An 18,803-nucleotide genomic window follows, 5' to 3' on the forward strand; every position below is an offset into this window, starting at 1 on the left:
GATTATAATGTAAATTTAACACCTAAGTTGAAACGTTTCACCGTAGGATACGCCCCTTGATTACCCGAACCTGCAAAATTCGATTCACGGTCGTCCGGCATCTTAGACCATACCCATAAGTTGTTTCCATTTAAGTAAATCTTCAAATTTTTCACCCCGAGTTTTCGCACCCATCCATCTGTAAAGGTATAGGCTATCTCTGCATTTTTCAGACGAATATAAGAACCGTCATAATAGTATTGCGTACCATTACTGTAACCGCTCACCTTTGACAACCAGCGCGGAGTTACAACATCGGCCGCATCGCCAGCCTCAGACCACCAGCTACCCTGGTCATACACCGTATTCATCTGACTGCCAAAACTGGTCAACTGAACGACACGAGTCACATTGTTTACACCATAGAACTGAACAAAAGCACTAAATCCCTTCCACTCAAAGCCAAGAGTAGCATTATATGTATTCTGTGGAGTATCAGAGTAACCGTAAGGAGCTTGGTCCTTGCTGTCGACGACACCATCCCCATTGAAATCGACAATATAATAGTCTCCGGGAAGACGTTGTGAATTGTTTGTATCATGCTGCGGGCTACCAATCACATCGTCATAAGAATTCAAATATCCATTATCAATATATGCCTTATTCTGACCAATGGCATAACCAGCCACCTTTTGATACCCAGCCAACAATGGAGCATCGTCTTTTTCAAGTATCTTATTTTCCGCATGGGTCATGCTCATATTAGCCCAAACGCGCATCTTATTGGAAAATGTCTTGTTGATACGAAGTTCCAACTCATAACCTTTGGTTCTAACCTTACCTAAGTTAGCAGTAACTGCTGTAGTACCAAAATAAGAAGGAATAGCCCGATCGCTTCCACCCACCAGAATATCAGTACGTTTATCACGAAAGACTTCCACGCTACCTGCAAACAAACCATCCAAAAAAGAGTAATCAATACCAAAATTCAATTTCTTTACTTTCTCCCAATGCACATCAGAATTACCTACTGCTGATTCACGATACCAAGTATATGGACTTTCACCACGATCTACATCCAAAGACGAGGTTCCGCCGTAAGCCCATTGGTTCATATACAACCAACGTGTTTTTACATTATCATCACCGATTTCACCATAAGAAGCACGAATTTTCAACATATCCAAAATTCTGCGTTCTTTCAAGAATTTCATAAACGGTTCTTCACTAACCATCCATCCGATAGCACCGGAATTAAAGAATGCAAAACGATTTTCTTTGCTGAACTTCTCGGAACCATTATAAGCACCATTATATTCAATAAAATACCTATCCGCCCAATTATAAGTAGTACGGAATGCCCAGTCTTCACGATAGTGAGGAATTTCACTTCCTGTAGCCGTTTCTTGACGACTGAACAATCCCATAAGGGTAACATTATGCTTTCCAAAACTACGGGCCCAATTTAACTGTGCCTGATAATTAAGGTTACGCTGTGTCGCCCAATTCTTGACTTCACCACCTTCCGTATTCCACATTACACCCTGCATAAAATCAAAACCTGTATTGTTGTCATACGACTTTTTATAACTGACCTCCCCTGTATCCGGATTAATCCATTTATGTTGTGCGTCGTTATATAGGTCATTGATACCGCGCTTCCATTCTACAAAAGTATTATCCCAAGAAACCATAGCCCTTGCACTCAATCCTTTCGTTATAAAGCTCAAATCCTGTTCCAATGCAAAGTCAGTTGTTATCTGTGTAGTAGTGGTAGTCATCGTACCTCCCAATGAAACATTTTCTGCAGATTGGTAACATTCGAAATATTCGGATAATATCCCCATGAACCATCCGAATATTTTGGAAGAAATACATCCGGAGCAATATTATACGCCCCCGCCCACTGCTGGGCAATCGACCAGTCGGCCGAGCTATCATAATTGGAATTATTATAAGGAGTTTTCTTGTATCCATTAGAGCCCGCTACATTAACCTTAAAAACAGTACTCTTGGTTATCTGAAAATCCAGATTACTACGTACATTAATTCTGTCATATCCATAACCGGAATTATAATCACGCCCATTATCAAATACATCGAACAAGTCCCCCTCATGCACATAATCGACAGAAGCGAAATATTTTACAAACCGAGTTCCACCGCTGACATTCACATTTGCATTGTAGGACATCGCATAGTCTTTGAACAATACATCCTGCCAGTCCACATTCGGATAGCGTTCCGCTTCTTCCAAATTTGCCGGATTACGATACTTATTAATTATTGACTGCGGCTTTATGTACGACCATGAATCCGGATACAAGCTCAACTCATGCTCAATAGCCATATTGCGTGCCATCAAAGCATCATAAGAATCCAACTTGTTAGGAAGCTTGGAAGGTATCTTCATCGTGGCATTGGCTGCTATGTTTATTTGGGCAGCTCCCTCAGTTCCGCGTTTAGTCGTTACCAAAATGACACCATTTGCACCTTTCACACCATAAACAGCAGTTGCAGAAGCATCCTTCAAGACAGAAATAGATTGTACAGAAGCAATATCCACACTGCTCATCGGACGTTCTATGCCATCCACCAGTACCAACGGGTCACTATTATTCCATGAACTAGTCCCACGTATTGTGATTTTCGGTTCTTCTTCACCTGGCATACCGGAACTTTGGGTCGTTATAACCCCCGGCAGGTTACCGGTTAACGCCGCACCAATATCAGAAATACCAGCCGCCCGTTCCAAAACTTTTCCAGTGGTCTGCGTGATAGCACCTACCACACTCGCTTTCTTCTGTTGTCCGTAACCTACAACTACTACTTCTTCCAGTTGTTTAGTATCATCTTCCAACACCACTTTAAAAAGACCTTTGGAAACCACTTTTACCTCCTGTGGTTTCATTCCTACATACGAAACAATAAGGGTAGACTTCTCATTGGGTACGGTCAATACAAAATTTCCATCTATATCTGAAATCGTACCTATTGAATTATTACCCTTTAAAACTACTGAGGCTCCAATGATTGTCTCACCATTACTGTCAAGAACCGTTCCCCTCACCGTTATCCCTTTCTGTGCTGATGCTGTTACAAAACTAAACAACATAAGGAGAAACAAGTAAGGAATCTTTTGAATTTTCTTCGTTACATTTTTCATTACCATTAGTTTAAGATGTTAATTAACTACATTGTTTTCTAATCATCATTCTTTTTTTAAGTGCGTTAGCCATCATTATAAATATCACCCATAATTACTAGCATTATATTTATATAAAAAAAATAATTATTTGCAAGTAGCGTATAATCCAATTGTAGTACCGGTAAATCCACCAGCCGTTGTAGTAGAGAGATAACTGGGGGCTACATCTTTACAAAGCAGTTTCCAGCTTTTTTCACCATCAATAGAATAATAGAAATCGTAACCAATTCCTTGAGATACTAATTTCAAATATACTTCATTTGTATCTGCGTCTATTTCATCTGAAGCCAATGTCTGTTCCTTTTCACCGATTTGTTTCAGAGAAATATTTTTATTCTCACCCACTTTATTCAAGCAGAAGAAATATTGATGCGTCTCATCTTTAAACAATAACATTCCGGCTGTTTCCTTATCGTTAGAAGGATTGAACAACATACGGGTAGCACATTCAAATTTATGATGTTGTAACCGACGGCAGACAAATGCCGGAGTTTTCTTTTCCGTAGCGCTAATATCTGCACACTTCAAGGTCAGATATCCGGGCGTTTCCGTCAATGAATATAAATCGGAAGCAGAAGCTCTTAAAGTCATCCAGGTCATGTCAAGTATAGGAGAATCAAAGTTCTCTATTAACTCGAAATTACCATAAGTAACTGTCGTATCGCGTTTCGCACCTTCACGTTTTACAATCATAGGTACTAAATCATCTCCTTGTGTCATGTACGGGAATCCGTCTTCACTCCATTTCACCGGCATCATAAATGTTTCACGTCCCAAATTCTCAAACTGATTATTAATAGGGCGACAAGCCAGAAAAACAGCCCACCAATCTCCCTCTTTTGTTTGAATCAGGTCTGCATGACCAGCACAGGTTACCGAATTAGGACGGTCAGAATTCAAATGTCTTTGCGTCAGAATCGGATTGTTTTTCCATGGAAGAAACTTACCCATCGGAGAATCACCACGGAAAATCACTTCCGAATGCCAGTTACCCGTTCCACCTTCGGCGGACATCAAGAAATACTTTCCATTTATTTTATATAAATGAGGACCTTCTATCCAAATTGGTTTGTCTGCCGGTTGAGCTCCTTTATTTACAAGAATCTTACGAGGACCGATCGTCTTATCTGTTTTCACATCAAATTCTTGTATGCGTATAGTACGGTGTCCGCTATATTCAGGTTTATTATCCGGAGCCTCATCATTATTAACAATATATGCCTTGCCATCTTCATCAAAAAAGAAAGAAGGATCAATACCTCCGACTTCCGGCAACATAATAGGTTCCGACCATTCACCAAACGGGTCTTGTGTCTTCACAAAGAAATTCCCGGCTCCTACATTGGTTGTTACCATATAATATGTCTTGTTATGCGGATTATAAGAAATAGCCGGAGCAAAAATACCGCCACTCACGTTCTGCCCTTCCATATTCACTAATTGCGAAGCACGGTTCAACACATGCCCTATCTGTTTCCAATTCACCAAATCTTTACTGTGAAAAATAGGAACGCCGGGGAAATAGGTAAATGTAGATGTTACCAGGAAATAATCACCTTCTCCATTTGTGCAAACACTTGGATCGGAATACCATCCCGGCAAAATAGGATTATAGAAATAGTTTTCATCTGACAGAGGATTGGAAATATAAAAATCATCATTTCCCTTATAAGAAAAATAATCAAAGAGGGCCACAGATTTTCCAATAGCCGGTAATTGTTGTTCTTTCTTTGAGTTACATGACATCATTGTTATCCCCAGCATAAATATGGAGAGCCAGACGATTGACATTAATTGTATTACCTGTGTATTCTTCATAATACTTCTTATTTTCTTTATAATCAAATATGAATTACTGATCTTTTCTGCAAAGATATGCCAGTTCATAAAACTACAAACATAATTATGTTACGGGCTTCTTTTCCTAAATAACATCTTCATTTTCAATGTTACATCTATCTTTTCCCTTGTAGCACACCCAAACAATTACACTGATTATAAACACATTACAATCTTATTTTTTTTGAATAAAAGCTATTCAAATTCCCAATAATCCAGATTGAAAAGTTTGTTTCCTTTCTCTCCTTTAAAGCAGAAATAAAGATCATGTACACCCTTTGCATTCTTTATCCGACATGACATCTGTTTATATATATCCAGTCCTCCTGTCGGTGAGATACTGACACTACCTATTACCGGACCTTCAGTGCTATCCAGACGAATTTCTATCATTCCGCCTTTTTCAACACAAGCTGCGCTTACACTGAATTTCTTTGCTCCTTTCTTGCCAAAGTCGACACCACGCACACACAGATATTCATTATTATCGATATCGGTTATATACAAACCACCATTCTTATGATTTTCAGCTTTAAGACCATATCCCCAAGCCATCGTTTCAGCTTCCACTCTACGGTAAGGATTAAAGTTTTCAATCTGTTCCAGTTTCGTCTCCTGCCAATAAGGAACTTCCTGAATAGTTCCATCCGGATTATAATGCATTTTTGCAACAGACGTGGAACGACGTTCCTTATGATCCAATGTTTCCAAATGAAGCAAATCATAATTTAGGCCAAATACATAAGAGCTACCTTTATAATCGATAATTCCAGGATGATTTCCTCTACTCCGCTCTGTTGGACGCATAATATATCCTTTTGTACTCCATGGTCCGGTAGCTTTTTCGCTCATAGCATAGCCAATCCCTTCCGGACAGCAAGTTGAAGCGAAAGCCATGTAATAATGCCCGTTCCGTTTATACACCCACGGACCTTCCTGATAATGTTCCGGTTTATTTTCCACTTGTACAATTTCCCCCGAATATGAAATCATATCCTCATTCAGTTTCACATAATAAACATTCGGATTGCCCCAATACATATACGCTTGTCCGTCATCATCAATAAATACGGTCGGGTCAATGTCATACCAATGCTCCTTTTGCCAAACCAACGGTTTGTTCAAAGGGTCTTTAAAAGGGCCATAAGGAGAGTCGGAGACCAATACGCCAATACCATTACCGTGAATCGGGCAATACATATAAAATTTGCCATTACGTTCGATGACTTGTTCTGCCCAAGCACCGTTATCACGTTTCACCCAATCAAAACTCTTCAGAGAAGCGACAGCTCCATGATCGGTCCAATTCACCATATCGGTGGAAGTATAAAGTAACCAGTCCAACATTTTGAATCCTTCGGCATCATCCTCATCATGAGTTGTATAAAGGAAAACGGTATCATTATATACCATCGGAGCCGGATCAGCGGTATATTTTGTTTGGATAATAGGATTTTGTGCCACTCCCGAAGTGGCGGCAGTCATTGCCAACAGGAGTAATACACCCCCAAAATTCAAGTTTTTCATATTCTATCAGTTTAAACAGTTATTTGGTTATTAATACTCCACCATTGCAAGGAATAGTCAATTGCAATTCTTGTTTCTTTCCTATTCCTATTTGTTTCACACCGCCCTGCAATACCTTATCATCACTAAAAAGTCTCACCTTTTCTCCATTAGAGAACATCGGCAAATTAACTTTAAGTTTCAGTGTTTCCTTCTGCGCATTTACTCCGGCAATATACCATTTGTCTCCATGACGACGGGCAAGAATAACGTATTTGCCAGGATAACCGTCAATGAAACGTACCTCATCCCAAGTCGTTGGAACCTCTTTCATAAAATCAATAGCCCACGACGGAGAATCGGTCAGGTTATTCGGTGCCAGAGCAAAATGCTGTACCGGACTTTGAAATAGAACCGCCGTAGCCAGTGCGTAGACATCTGATGTCACCCGCCGGCTTCCCCGTGGAGCATTATCCGCATTATAATATTTGTTCAATGCACTACCTCCAAAATCCATGCTACCCACAGTATTACGAATAAACGGGTGCAAAGTAGCATTAAAGGCCTCATGATCACAGCTGCCTTGAGAGAAATGAAGATTTTCACTAGCCAATACAGCCTCACTCGATGCGAAGTTAGGATACATACGTTCCCAGCCACGAGGCAAAGTACATCCATGGAAAATAACTAAAAGACCGTACTCGTTTGCATCCGACAAGATATCCTCATACAACTGCATAGTCATTTGCTTGTCACCTCCGAAAAAGTCAACTTTTATTCCACGGATACCAATGCTTTGCATCCATTTCATCTCCTTACGTCTGGCTATCGCATTATCCATAATACCTCTCGGAGTTTGCGGAGCATCATTCCAATACCCATTCGAATTATACCACAAATAAAGAGCTACCCCTTTGTTCTTCCCATATTTAGCCAATTCTTCAATTTTATCACGTCCTATTTGTTTATCCCACAGGGCATCCACCAACACAGATTGATACCCCATTGCTGCCGAAAAATCAATATACCGGAGTTGCTCTTTATAATTAGTACTTCCATCCATACCGATAATCCAGCTCCATGAGCCCCGTCCATACGTATACTCTCCTTTTGCCGGATAAAGCGGTTTTACAACATCAAAAGGAACCGTTGTCTCCACTATTGGAGCCAAAGTCTTGCCCACAGTAATAGTACGCCAAGCGTCTCGCCCGGTAATGCTATCCCCGGAGAAACCGTACCATTCCCATTTGCTTCACCTTCTTGCGGAAATCCGATTGTATACGTTCCTCCTTTGTGTCCCAACAGACGGCTCGCACAATATCCACCATTTACTCCCGTTTCGGAAACAAGCACCCAACCGTTATCTCCATTACGGAACAGGCAGGGAAATGTATATCCTTCTCCCCAGCCATTTTTGCCTGCGGCATCATCTGCCGTATAAGACGTCTCATAACTTGGAGAAGTACGGGCAAATCCTCCCATCGGTTTACTTTGCGGACAAAGGAAAGTGGTGGTTCCGTCAGGAAATGCAAATCCTGTGACTTCTTGCTTAACCACGCAACTTAGTGTCTCACCTTGCGGATACATCTTATATTTAAAAGCAACATCGTTATTACTTATGCGAAATATAACATCATAAATTGTTTTCCCTTGTTGTGTAAACGAAAATACAGCTTCATTGGCCACATAACGAACCTTGCTCTGCTTAATAGAAGCCAACTCGTATGTTTCATCTATTTTATTTGTTGAAACATTCTTCTCCAGCGACATCCCTGATGAGAAATCTCCTATATTTGCAATAATCCCCAATGGAGATGGCTTCAAAAAAAGAACATTGTCATAACTAACAGAATAAGAAGGTCTTCCATCCATATCTGCGACTGTTACTACCAACTTTCCATCAGGACTTGTTATCTGTTTATTTTCTGCACTTGCAACGCTACTACCCAATAGCATAGCCATCACTATAAAAAACTTCATCATATTTCTACTTTTTAGATTCTTTTCTACTGACATAATCACACATTCTATTACAATCAAAACTTTACAGAAATCGCTTTTCCATTATAATCGACGTTTTTTTGAGTCCCGTCCTGAAGAGTTACAGTAAACTTACGGTTCTTCAACATTCCCTCATACTCACCTTTTCTTGCCCCTATCGTCAATTTACGAGATACATTATTCCAAGAGATTGGAATTTCCGTATAAGCTCCTTTTTCGTAATTGTAATTATCAAATTCATCTTCATATAAAATGAAGTTTCCATTCGCACCCGCATACACCTTCAATTCAAGATGATCCCACGGTTTTTCAGTTGCATACTGAACTTGTGGACCGACAGGAATAATACTACCCGCTTTTACATACAATGGAATAACATCCAGTGTAGTCTCTTTGGTAATTTCCTTTCCGCCTTCGTGTTTCTCGTTCGTCCAGAAGTCATACCATAGCGTTCCTGCCGGTAAGTATATTTTAGTAGATTTCGTTTCCATGAAATCCACAGCAACGTCAGTTTTTGCTTTTTTCACTCCATCTCTGTTCCATCCTTCTTCTTCGGAGACTTTTACCACAGCTTCCGGTGTATATTGTGCATGAGCAATCGGAGCTACAAGGATTGATTTTCCAAACATATATTCGTCATTGATATCCCACACCTTTCTGTCATCTACAAAATCCATCATCAAAGCGCGCATAAAACTCGATTGACGATTGCTTACCTCCCAAGAAGTAGAATAAATATAAGGCAACAGAGAGTAACGTAAACCTATCATCTTCTCGATAGCATCATATACAGGCTCGCCTTTCTTTCCGAACTTATAGATTTCCCTATAAACATCCGTCCCGTGCGAACGCATCATCGGATTGAACGTTCCAAACTGCAACCAACGCACATAAAGCTCCTGATACAATGGATTTTTTGAAGCACTATCATCATTCCAGCTTTTATTATAATGTCCTGCAAAAAAGCCACCAATATCACTATTCCAGTGAGGCATACCACACAAAGAAAAGTTTAATCCGGCAGGAATCTGATTTCTAAAACTCTCCCATGTGGAAGCGACATCACCACTCCATACATTTGCACCATAACGTTGCTGCCCCAAGAATCCGGAACGGGTTAAAATAAACACGCGTTTGTCCGAAGTCACTGCACGCTGATGGTCGTAAACCCCTCCGACAGTCATCAACGGATAAGCATTGCGCACCTTACGGAACGAGCCCAGATAGGTTTTGGTATCCATATCCTCCGGCTTCCAATCCAGATGATCGGGTTCGGTAGAGTCCATCCACCAGGCATCCATTCCCAGCTTGAAAATTCCATCATTCAGATATTTCCAATAAATATCACGTGCTTCGGGATTGTAAGCATCATACACCCTTACACCGGAAGGATATTCCATGTTGGGGGGCCATGACTCCAATCCCGATTGCGGCCAGGTAGTGAAGTTAAACAACATACCTTTTTTGTCCAATTCTCTATAAGGTTTGGTCATCGGTCCGAATGACGACCAGATAGATATAGCCATGTGTGCGTTCATCGCATGGACATCCTCCATCATCTTTTGAGGATTATTGAAAGTCGGATTCTGAAAATCCATCGCATTCCACAAATAGTTATGCCCCCAATATTGCCAATCCTGAATAATACCATCCAAAGGAATACCCAATTCACGATATTTACGAACAACGTCTACCACTTCCTCCTGGCTTTTATATCTTTCTTTACTTTGCCAGTAACCATAAGTCCATAAAGGAAACATCGGTGCTTGCCCGGTCAAGCTGCGTACTTGTGCTATTACACCATCGGCATCCTTCCCATACATGAAATAATAGTCTACACAATCACCTACTTCAGAACGAAAAGATGTTTCAACTTCGTTGTCCGTAAAAAGAGTCGGCGAATAGTTATCCCAAAACACACCATATCCTTTAGTAGACTGGAAGAAAGGTGACACATCTTCAACATTTCCCTGTATCAGATTTTTAGTCATGTTCCGCTGAATCATCTTTCCATTTTGCAATTGTCCCAAACCATAAATGGCTTCCTCCTTATCTAATATAAAAGGTTGATAAACCTGATAAGTTTTTGTCCCGGCATCATCGAAATCGATAAACTGCATACCGGATTTCTCTGCCAATAATACTTTGCCATCCTTTGAGAAATAAGAAACAATTCCCGTCCCGGTGTCCACACTGACACTTAGTTCACGGGTGTTCAATACAATCTTATTATCTTGTATATCAGCCTTGAAACTTACCTTTTCAGGTTTTGCAATTACAGAAAGACTCTGTTTTTCATAGGCAACACCTTCCGGAGACTTTATTATCCTCGCCACAGCAGGCGCAAAAAATTGTACTTCTATATCCACTGCATTTACAGTGGTTTTGATGCCGGACGATGTTTTCTGATAATTTTGTGCGAATAAAACATTTGTACTGAAGCATAAACATATACCCCAAAATAGATGATGTATTTTCATAATTATAGAATAATAAGGTTTCTAATTAATTACCAACAGATGTTGCATACAAGCCAATCATTGCTCCTGTAAAGCCACCAGCCACATTAGTAGAAAGAATATCACCGGAAACGGTTCCTCCTAAATTTATGAAACCCTTGCCATCAATCGAATAATTAAAACGATAATCATCTCCATTGGCTGTTACTTGCAGTGTCACAGGTTTCTCTGTTTCTATCTTCACCTCACCCAGGACACTCGCTTGTCCTTTTTCGGTTCTTTGCAGTATCAGGTAATAGTCTTTTCCCTTTTTAGTGATACCGAAAACATAGTGATATCTTTCATTTTGATAACATGTTATACCGGCAAAATCTTTCTCATTTTTCGGTTTGTACTCCATGGTTGCTGCCGCTGTAAATTGATTATGCTGCTGACGGTAGAACAAGGTAGAAGTAGGTTTCACTTCATTAATATTTGAGGTAAAAGGGACGATCCGCAATCCTTTATCGGTCATATCAACGAAATCTTCACGAGGACCTCTAAGACCGATCCATCTAAGGTCTAATGTCTTATCGGAGAAATCATCCTTAAAGACAAAGTTGCCACTAGGCAAATAACCGTTTTTCCCTGTTTGGTTCTCGACTCCCGAAGGCATCTTCAATGTAGGTTTCATAGGGATAAGCCCATTCTCGAAAACAGGAAATGTTCCGCTCCAGTCCACCGGAAGAATAAAAGTTTCGCGTCCGGTATTTACTCTGTTCTTCTCATTAGGGCGTATTCCCAAAAATACACCATAATATTTTCCGTCGGGTCCCTCCACTAAGTCTGCATGACCAGCCCAGTCTACTTTATTCGCCCGATTTGCAGGAAAATAACGTTGAGTTAAAATAGGATTATTATTTGACGGAAGATAAGGTCCTTTCGGATGATCACTTACAAAAATGACTTCGCTATGCCAGCCTCCGGTTCCTCCTTCCGCACACATTAAATAATAACGTCCATCTTTCTTATAAATATGAGGAGCTTCAATCCATATCGGCTTTTCTTCTATATTGACGCCACCGTTTACGATGATCCGGTCCGTTCCCGGAACCACTTTATCATTTTCCACATCATAATCCCATATTTTTATAACACGGTGTCCCGAGTAACGCTCGTTTGCTTTAGCAGGAGCATCATTATGTACCACGTATGCCTTGCCATTATCATCAAAGAAAAGAGAAGGATCAATGCCTTCAAATTGAAGTTTGATCGGATCACTCCAGCCATTCTCCGGATTCTTTGTCTTTACCACCATATTTCCAAAGCCACCGGAAAATTGAGTGGTTATCATATAAAACGTATCATTATTGGGATTATATCTTATAGCAGGAGCATATACACCAGCACTAATTCCACAATCTTCAACCTTTAATTGTGACGTTCTGTCCAGCACATGGCCGATTTGTTTCCAGTTGACCAGATCATTAGAATGGAAAATAGGCACCCCGGGAAACATAGCAAAAGATGAGCACACCAAATAATAATCATTACCTTTCCGCGTTATACTCGGATCGGGATAGCAACCCTGCAAAATAGGATTATAGAACTCACCCGGCTTTAAAGGATTGTTTTGATAAATAGCATCCTCCCCCTGATAAATAAATTGCGTAAAGACAGGAGCATTTTTCGTTATTTTACCCTTGCCACTCACCTCCATATTAAAAAACAACATAATAAATACGACAAGCCCCACGGATTGCCAGCCCGACAAAATCAATTTTAATGTTCTCATATTATCACTTTTTATTTTCTATAATTTCCTGTTCCATAGTAGTGTTTGCAAATGTATCGATTCGGTTTTATCATATATGTACAATCATGATACAGGCATCTATATACAGGTTACATTTATCACAGACATGTAACATGATTCTTTTCTGATGTAACAAAAAGCCCCAAAACAGAAAAATGGTAAGATAAATGACTACATTACCTATTATTTCAACACTTTTATCCCCCATCATGTAAAAGACTGAATATCAAGCATTAGCAAATATTCATTTTCCTTTAAAAGAAAGCCCCCGTTGGTTTAAAAGAAACGGGGGCTTGGTTTAAAAGAAACGACCCGTTCCTTTTAAAGGAACAAGGTCGTTCTTTCTTTATTCATTCAATAAATAAATCCGGATTGTCTATCTGTAAAAATAAACAAAATTCCAAAGAGGTATTACTGTACGTCCATTACAATCGTTTTCAACTTATTTCTATCAGAAGTTCCTCCATACAGTAATTCATAAGTACCTTCCAACGGACACATCGTATTCGACTCTACATCAAACCATTCAAAGTTCTCACCGGTAAGAGGAATAGCTACTGATTCAGTTTTCCCTGCCGGAATATGAACGCGTTTGAAAGCACGCAAGGTATAACGGGGACCTTCCTTATCACCCGGACGTCTCAAATAAACCTGAACCACCTCTTCTCCATCACGTTGCCCGACATTGCTTACCGGAATAGTCAATACTACATTTTCACCTTTGGCGATTGTATTCTTGCTCAATTTAGCTTCTCCATAAGTAAACGTAGTATAACTCAACCCATGACCGAATGGGAAAAGTGGTTGCTGTTGCATATATCGATAGGTACGCCCCTTCATGGAATAGTCTTCAAAGTCCGGCAATTGATTCACATCCTTATAGAAAGTGACCGGCAGGCGTCCACCAGGATTATACTCTCCCCAAAGAGCATCAACGATAGCTGTACCACCCGCCTGTCCCGGATACCATGCCTGCAGAATCGCTTCACAAGTAGTCGTTTCGGGCACTAGTCCGATAGCTGAACCGGAATAATTGATAAAGACAACCTTTTTACCAGCCTTCTTCAAAGCTTTCAACAAATCACGTTGAACGTCCGGAAGTTCAATATCCGTACGGTCACCACCCTTAAATCCGGGAACTTCTACCGGCATTTCCTCACCTTCCAGACTTGGAGAAATTCCACCAGCAAAAAGAATCACATCAGCATCCATTACTCTCTTCACTGCGAAGTTCAAGTCGATCCCAACCTCTTTGCCCAAATCAAAATCAAGTGTAGCCCTTTCATTTCGTTGTTTGAATAAAATCTCGATATGATACTCTTTTCCAGCTTTCGCCTGTAACGTATAGAGGTTCGTCGGATTCTTAACATATATTTTCCGAGCCACTTGCTCACTATTTATAATAAGAGTCACTTCACCATCCAGTTGGAAACGGAAAGCAACATCACCCGACTGCGAAGGACGAAAGACAGATTCATAACGAGCCGAGAAATTAGTAATTTCCACACCGGGCGCAAATGTAGTAGCCCCTGTTGTCGCAAAATGGAACGGAGTGGAAATCTGATCGGCAGCAACCACTTCCCCTTCACGATCACGATTATTCCAATATTCTGCCAAGAAACCGGGTTTACCATTTATACTACATTCATCAAACAGGCTTTGGAGTGTCTTTCCATCCACACGGTCACAACCCGGTTCGTATATGATTTGTCCTTCCGGTAGTTTGGCACGGACAGCTTCCAATAAGGTAACCGTATGTGCCGGAATACCGTTATAATTTCCCCACTGCATCACGGAGTCATTGGCATTAGGTCCCATAACGGCTACTTTCAGATTGGTATTCAGAGGCAGGATGTTGTTTTTATTCTGCAAGAGCACCAATGATTCACGGGCCATACACAAAGCCAATGCCTGATGTTCCTTACTATTCAACACAGAGGTTGGAATTTCCGACCAAGCCGGTTGTTCGTCCATTTCTCCCAGTTCAAAACGTGCTGTCAACAAACGTTTCAATGAAATATCTATTTCTTTTTCGTCAATCAAACCGGCTTTTACAGCATCCGCCAGTGAAGCATATTCACTTCCACATTCAAGGTCTGTACCTGTCCGCACAGCAGCGGCCGAAGCGTGTTCCTTATCCGGATGAGTCCCATGCGTTCCCGGTCTATAGAAATCGGAGATCGCTCCACAGTCAGAGACTACAATGCCTTTGTATCCCCATTCATCCCGCAATATTTGCATCAACAGGCGATTGCTGCCACAACAAGGCTCTCCCTCAAAACGATTGTAGGCACACATCACTTCCTTTACATGCGCTTTCTGTACCAAATCTTTAAAAGCAGGCAGATAGGTTTCCCATAAATCCCGGGGATCTATATTCTCCGCATCAAAACTATGCCGGTTCCACTCCGGTCCTGAATGAACAGCAAAGTGCTTGGCACATGCGTGCAGCTTATCATATCCGGCATCTTCCGGTCCTTGCAAACCACGGACTACAGCCATTCCCATTTGTCCTGTCAGATAAGGGTCTTCACCGTATGTTTCCTGACCACGTCCCCAACGAGGGTCACGGAATATATTGACATTCGGTGTCCAGAATGTTAATCCCTGATAGCGTTTCAGCACGCCGCTTTCACCGAAAATACGCGATTTTACGCGAGCCTCATCGGAAGTGGCATTGAACACTTCATATAATAATGAATCATTAAAAGAAGCTCCCATACCGATAGACTGGGGAAAAACAGTAGCCAATCCGGCACGTCCCACACCGTGCAACGCCTCATTCCACCACTCATATTCTTTAATTCCCAGTCGAGGGATAGCAGGTGACGCATTTTGCATGATTGATACTTTTTCTTCCAAAGTCAACCGGGGCAACAAATCCTCCGCCCGTTGTTCCGCCGTTAAAGAAGTGTCCTGGTAAGGCAGCAATTGCTTACATGCCGAAAACGATAACACCAAACAAACACCCATAATCGGTATCCAACCTCTTTTCATAATATTATACTTATTAGTTATGATTAATTTGGAAACAAAAATAACCTATTTTCCAATAAAACAATGTTTCATTGGTTACAAATACATATTTGTGTGTTACATTGACGCATCACAGAACGAATAATCAAAAGAGTCCACATCCACATAACCGCCCACCGAACGTGTAGCATAGTTAAATATGGCAAACTTACTCCCCATGAACATACGGGTGTAGTCAAATTTCATCTTAATAGGCAGACCGACAGGTATCCATGTTTTCCCATCAAGACTATAAGAAAAACGAGCCTCATCCCGTCCATTAGTAAAGTCACCTTCCACACGCAAATAGACAAGCTCTTTGTTTAGAGGTATACGGGCTTGTTCGGTCATATCCACACGGCTAATGGCACGCTTCGTTTTCTCAAACACGCTTTTCTGTTCACTCATCACAAGAGACAGTTTATTTCCGTTCTTTTCAATCGTAAGCACACCGCTGTCACCATTAAAAGCCGATAATCCTGCACGGTCACCATCTTTCATGCCCCCCAGAGAGAGACTGACAGTGCCCATACATTTCGGTCCTACCATACGTTGAGTCAACGTATTGGGAGCAACAAACAGGTTATCTACCACACGGGAGGTTTTCAAACGCAGAAATCCGGGACGGTCGGTAAGACTCCATGCCTGATCGACGGGGTTATGATTCCACTGCCAATAGAGGGAAAGCCCGGAAGCGGAAAAATCATCCGAACCGCAGATACCATTCATTGACATATACGATAAAGTGGTATCATTCGGAATGTGCCCATCCTTGTCTCCCAGCATAGGCCAACCATCTTCCGTCCATGTACAAGGCATAAGACACGGTACACGCCCTACCCCGCCACGATCCTGAAAAATCAGCCCGTACCATTCACCGTTTTTCCCGTCTACGATGCATCCCTGACCAACACCGCCATGCCCGTCAAACTCCGTTTCAAGAATGACACGCTTTTCGTAAGGTCCGGTAATCTTATCGGCACGATAGCATACTTCACGACGCAGACGGCCGGGAATACTCCAATCCATAGAAATCATCAGCAAATAATATTTCCCATTATGCTTGATGACGGAACTACCTTCCAACAGCCCTTGTTCGTCAGCATCCCGTTCAAATATTTGCTGATTGATGCCACCGGGAAGTACATCGGTCAAATCGGGTTTCAACTCTGTAAGATGTCCCGTACTGTGAAAGAGATACACCCGCCCGTCATCATCAAACAGAAGCGAACCGTCATGGAAATGCGGGGGGCGCGAAAGAAGTTTCCAGGGACCGGCCGGATCTGTCGCAGTATAGACAAACCCACGTCCGGGAGCGCCATTGGCTGTAAACCATACATAGAATTTACCGTCATGATAGCGGATAGATGATGCCCATTGTCCTTGCCCGTAAGCAGTGCCTTCGAGCAGATCATAACGGGGACCATCGTCAATGCGAGGAAATACGTAGCTGATAGTTTCCCAATGTTTCATGTCCGGCGAACGCATGATTGGCGCCCCCGGCATCAGGTGCATAGTAGTGGAAACCATGTAAAAGTAATCGCCTGCGCGACATACTGACATATCGGGCACGTCAGCATAAAGAATAGGATTACGGTATTGTGCTCCGGCTGATAGCGGGAAGAACAATGTAAAAAGAGTACACAGTAAAATAGTGTTGATTTTTGTTTTCAGCATAATCATCGTTTTTTTATTAACTGGCTACATTATCTATTATTTGAAAGCTAATTATTTAAAATATTCCTTGTTATCTTCCACATCACAAAAATAGAAAATGCAAACAGATATATTGCCCAAAGTATGCTACATGATTTCTTTGTGATGCTACATATCGAATGAAGAATGTTACATCTATATTTACTCATGTTACATCACCCTATCTCCCAAAGAGAGGAGACTGTATTCAGCCTCCTCTCACTTATTACATACCCAAACAACAGGTATCAACAACTATTCTTATTACAAGAACTTATCAGAACTCAACCAGTATGCGGAACACCTTTCCCGGATTAGCCGTCCATTCCTGCATAGCTTCCAAAGCTCCTTCCGGTTTGGCAATCTTCGAAATCAGTTCTTCTACCGGACAGTTGCCTTCTTTCATATAATTGATAACCGCACGGAAATCTGCCGGCAACGCATTTCTGGAACCACGGATATCCAGTTCTTTCTGAACGAAATATTTTGTTTGGAAAGCTACTTCGCTCTTGGCATAACCGATGCAAACGACCCGTCCTGTAAAACCCACTTCATCCACCGCCATCACATAAGTGACCGGACTGCCGACAGCTCAATCACCACATCGGCACCGAAGCCCTCCGTTATCTGTTGCATCCGTTCGTGTACATTTTCTGTCTTGGAGTTAATCACATAAGAAGCACCTACCTTTTTCGCCAGTTCCAGTTTCTCGTCATCCAAGTCGACAGCAATGACCGTTGCCCCTCTCAAAGCAGCACGTACAATGGCACCGATACCAATCATACCGCAGCCAATAACCATCACATATTCATTATCGATCACCTGCGCACGAGATACCGCATGGAATCCGACACTCATCGGCTCAATCAACGCACAATCGCGAGGAGAGATATTACCAGCCGGAATAATCTTCGTCCAAGGTAAAACTGCATATTCGCACATCACTCCATTGCGCTGTACCCCTAACGTTTCATTATGCTCACAGGCATTGACACGACCATTACGACAGGAAGCACATTTACCACAATTGGTATATGGATTCAATGTCACGTTCATCCCTTTTTCGAAGCCGGCCGGAACATTCGGACCAATCTCCTCAATCACCGCTCCTACCTCATGTCCCGGGATTACCGGTAACTTCACCATTGGGTTACGTCCTAAAAAGGTATTCAGGTCGGAGCCACAGAAACCCACATACTTGATTCTTACTAATACTTCACCGACACCAACGGTCGGTTTTTCCAGTTCAACCACCTTCATTTCGGAGGGATTGACAATTTGAACTGCTTTCATTGGATATGTTTGA

General features: G+C 41.6%; 6 protein-coding genes and 3 pseudogenes. All 9 read right to left on the reverse strand.

Translation table 11 applies throughout. The features are described 5' to 3' along the window. Nucleotides 1–2: 2 nt before the first annotated feature. A pseudogene (locus tag DXA05_RS12005) lies at nt 3–3,151 on the reverse strand (TonB-dependent receptor). Between the two features lie 120 nt (nt 3,152–3,271). Continuing rightward, a complete protein-coding gene (locus DXA05_RS12010) occupies nt 3,272–5,005 on the reverse strand; it encodes a glycoside hydrolase family 43 protein (protein WP_128859184.1) in 1,734 nt (577 codons plus the stop codon). Nucleotides 5,006–5,221: 216 nt separating this feature from the next. Next, entirely contained in the window at nt 5,222–6,553 is a 1,332-nt protein-coding gene (locus tag DXA05_RS12015; RefSeq protein ID WP_128859185.1) for a glycoside hydrolase family 43 protein, read from the reverse strand. Nucleotides 6,554–6,572: 19 nt separating this feature from the next. After that, nucleotides 6,573–8,548, reverse strand: a pseudogene (locus tag DXA05_RS12020) (glycoside hydrolase family 97 catalytic domain-containing protein). A gap of 20 nt (nt 8,549–8,568) precedes the next feature. Beyond that, nucleotides 8,569–11,013, reverse strand: coding sequence for a TIM-barrel domain-containing protein (locus DXA05_RS12025; protein WP_128859186.1), 2,445 nt, complete (start codon nt 11,011–11,013; stop codon nt 8,569–8,571). A 25-nt stretch (nt 11,014–11,038) separates the two neighbouring features. Further along, nucleotides 11,039–12,766 carry a glycoside hydrolase family 43 protein gene (locus tag DXA05_RS12030; RefSeq protein WP_128859187.1) on the reverse strand — a complete coding sequence of 576 codons (1,728 nt, stop codon included), beginning with the start codon at nt 12,764–12,766 and terminating at the stop codon, nt 11,039–11,041. A 432-nt stretch (nt 12,767–13,198) separates the two neighbouring features. Beyond that, entirely contained in the window at nt 13,199–15,784 is a 2,586-nt protein-coding gene (gene xyl3A / locus DXA05_RS12035; protein WP_128859188.1) for a xylan 1,4-beta-xylosidase, read from the reverse strand. A 96-nt stretch (nt 15,785–15,880) separates the two neighbouring features. Beyond that, on the reverse strand, nt 15,881–17,479 hold the full coding sequence (locus DXA05_RS12040) for a glycoside hydrolase 43 family protein (RefSeq protein ID WP_118196578.1): 1,599 nt from the start codon (nt 17,477–17,479) through the stop codon (nt 15,881–15,883). A 295-nt stretch (nt 17,480–17,774) separates the two neighbouring features. After that, nucleotides 17,775–18,790: pseudogene (locus tag DXA05_RS12045) on the reverse strand (zinc-binding alcohol dehydrogenase family protein). Nucleotides 18,791–18,803 lie beyond the last annotated feature (13 nt).

The organism is Bacteroides sp. AM54-2NS (genome assembly GCF_003602935.1).
Lineage (GTDB): Bacteria > Bacteroidota > Bacteroidia > Bacteroidales > Bacteroidaceae > Bacteroides > Bacteroides xylanisolvens.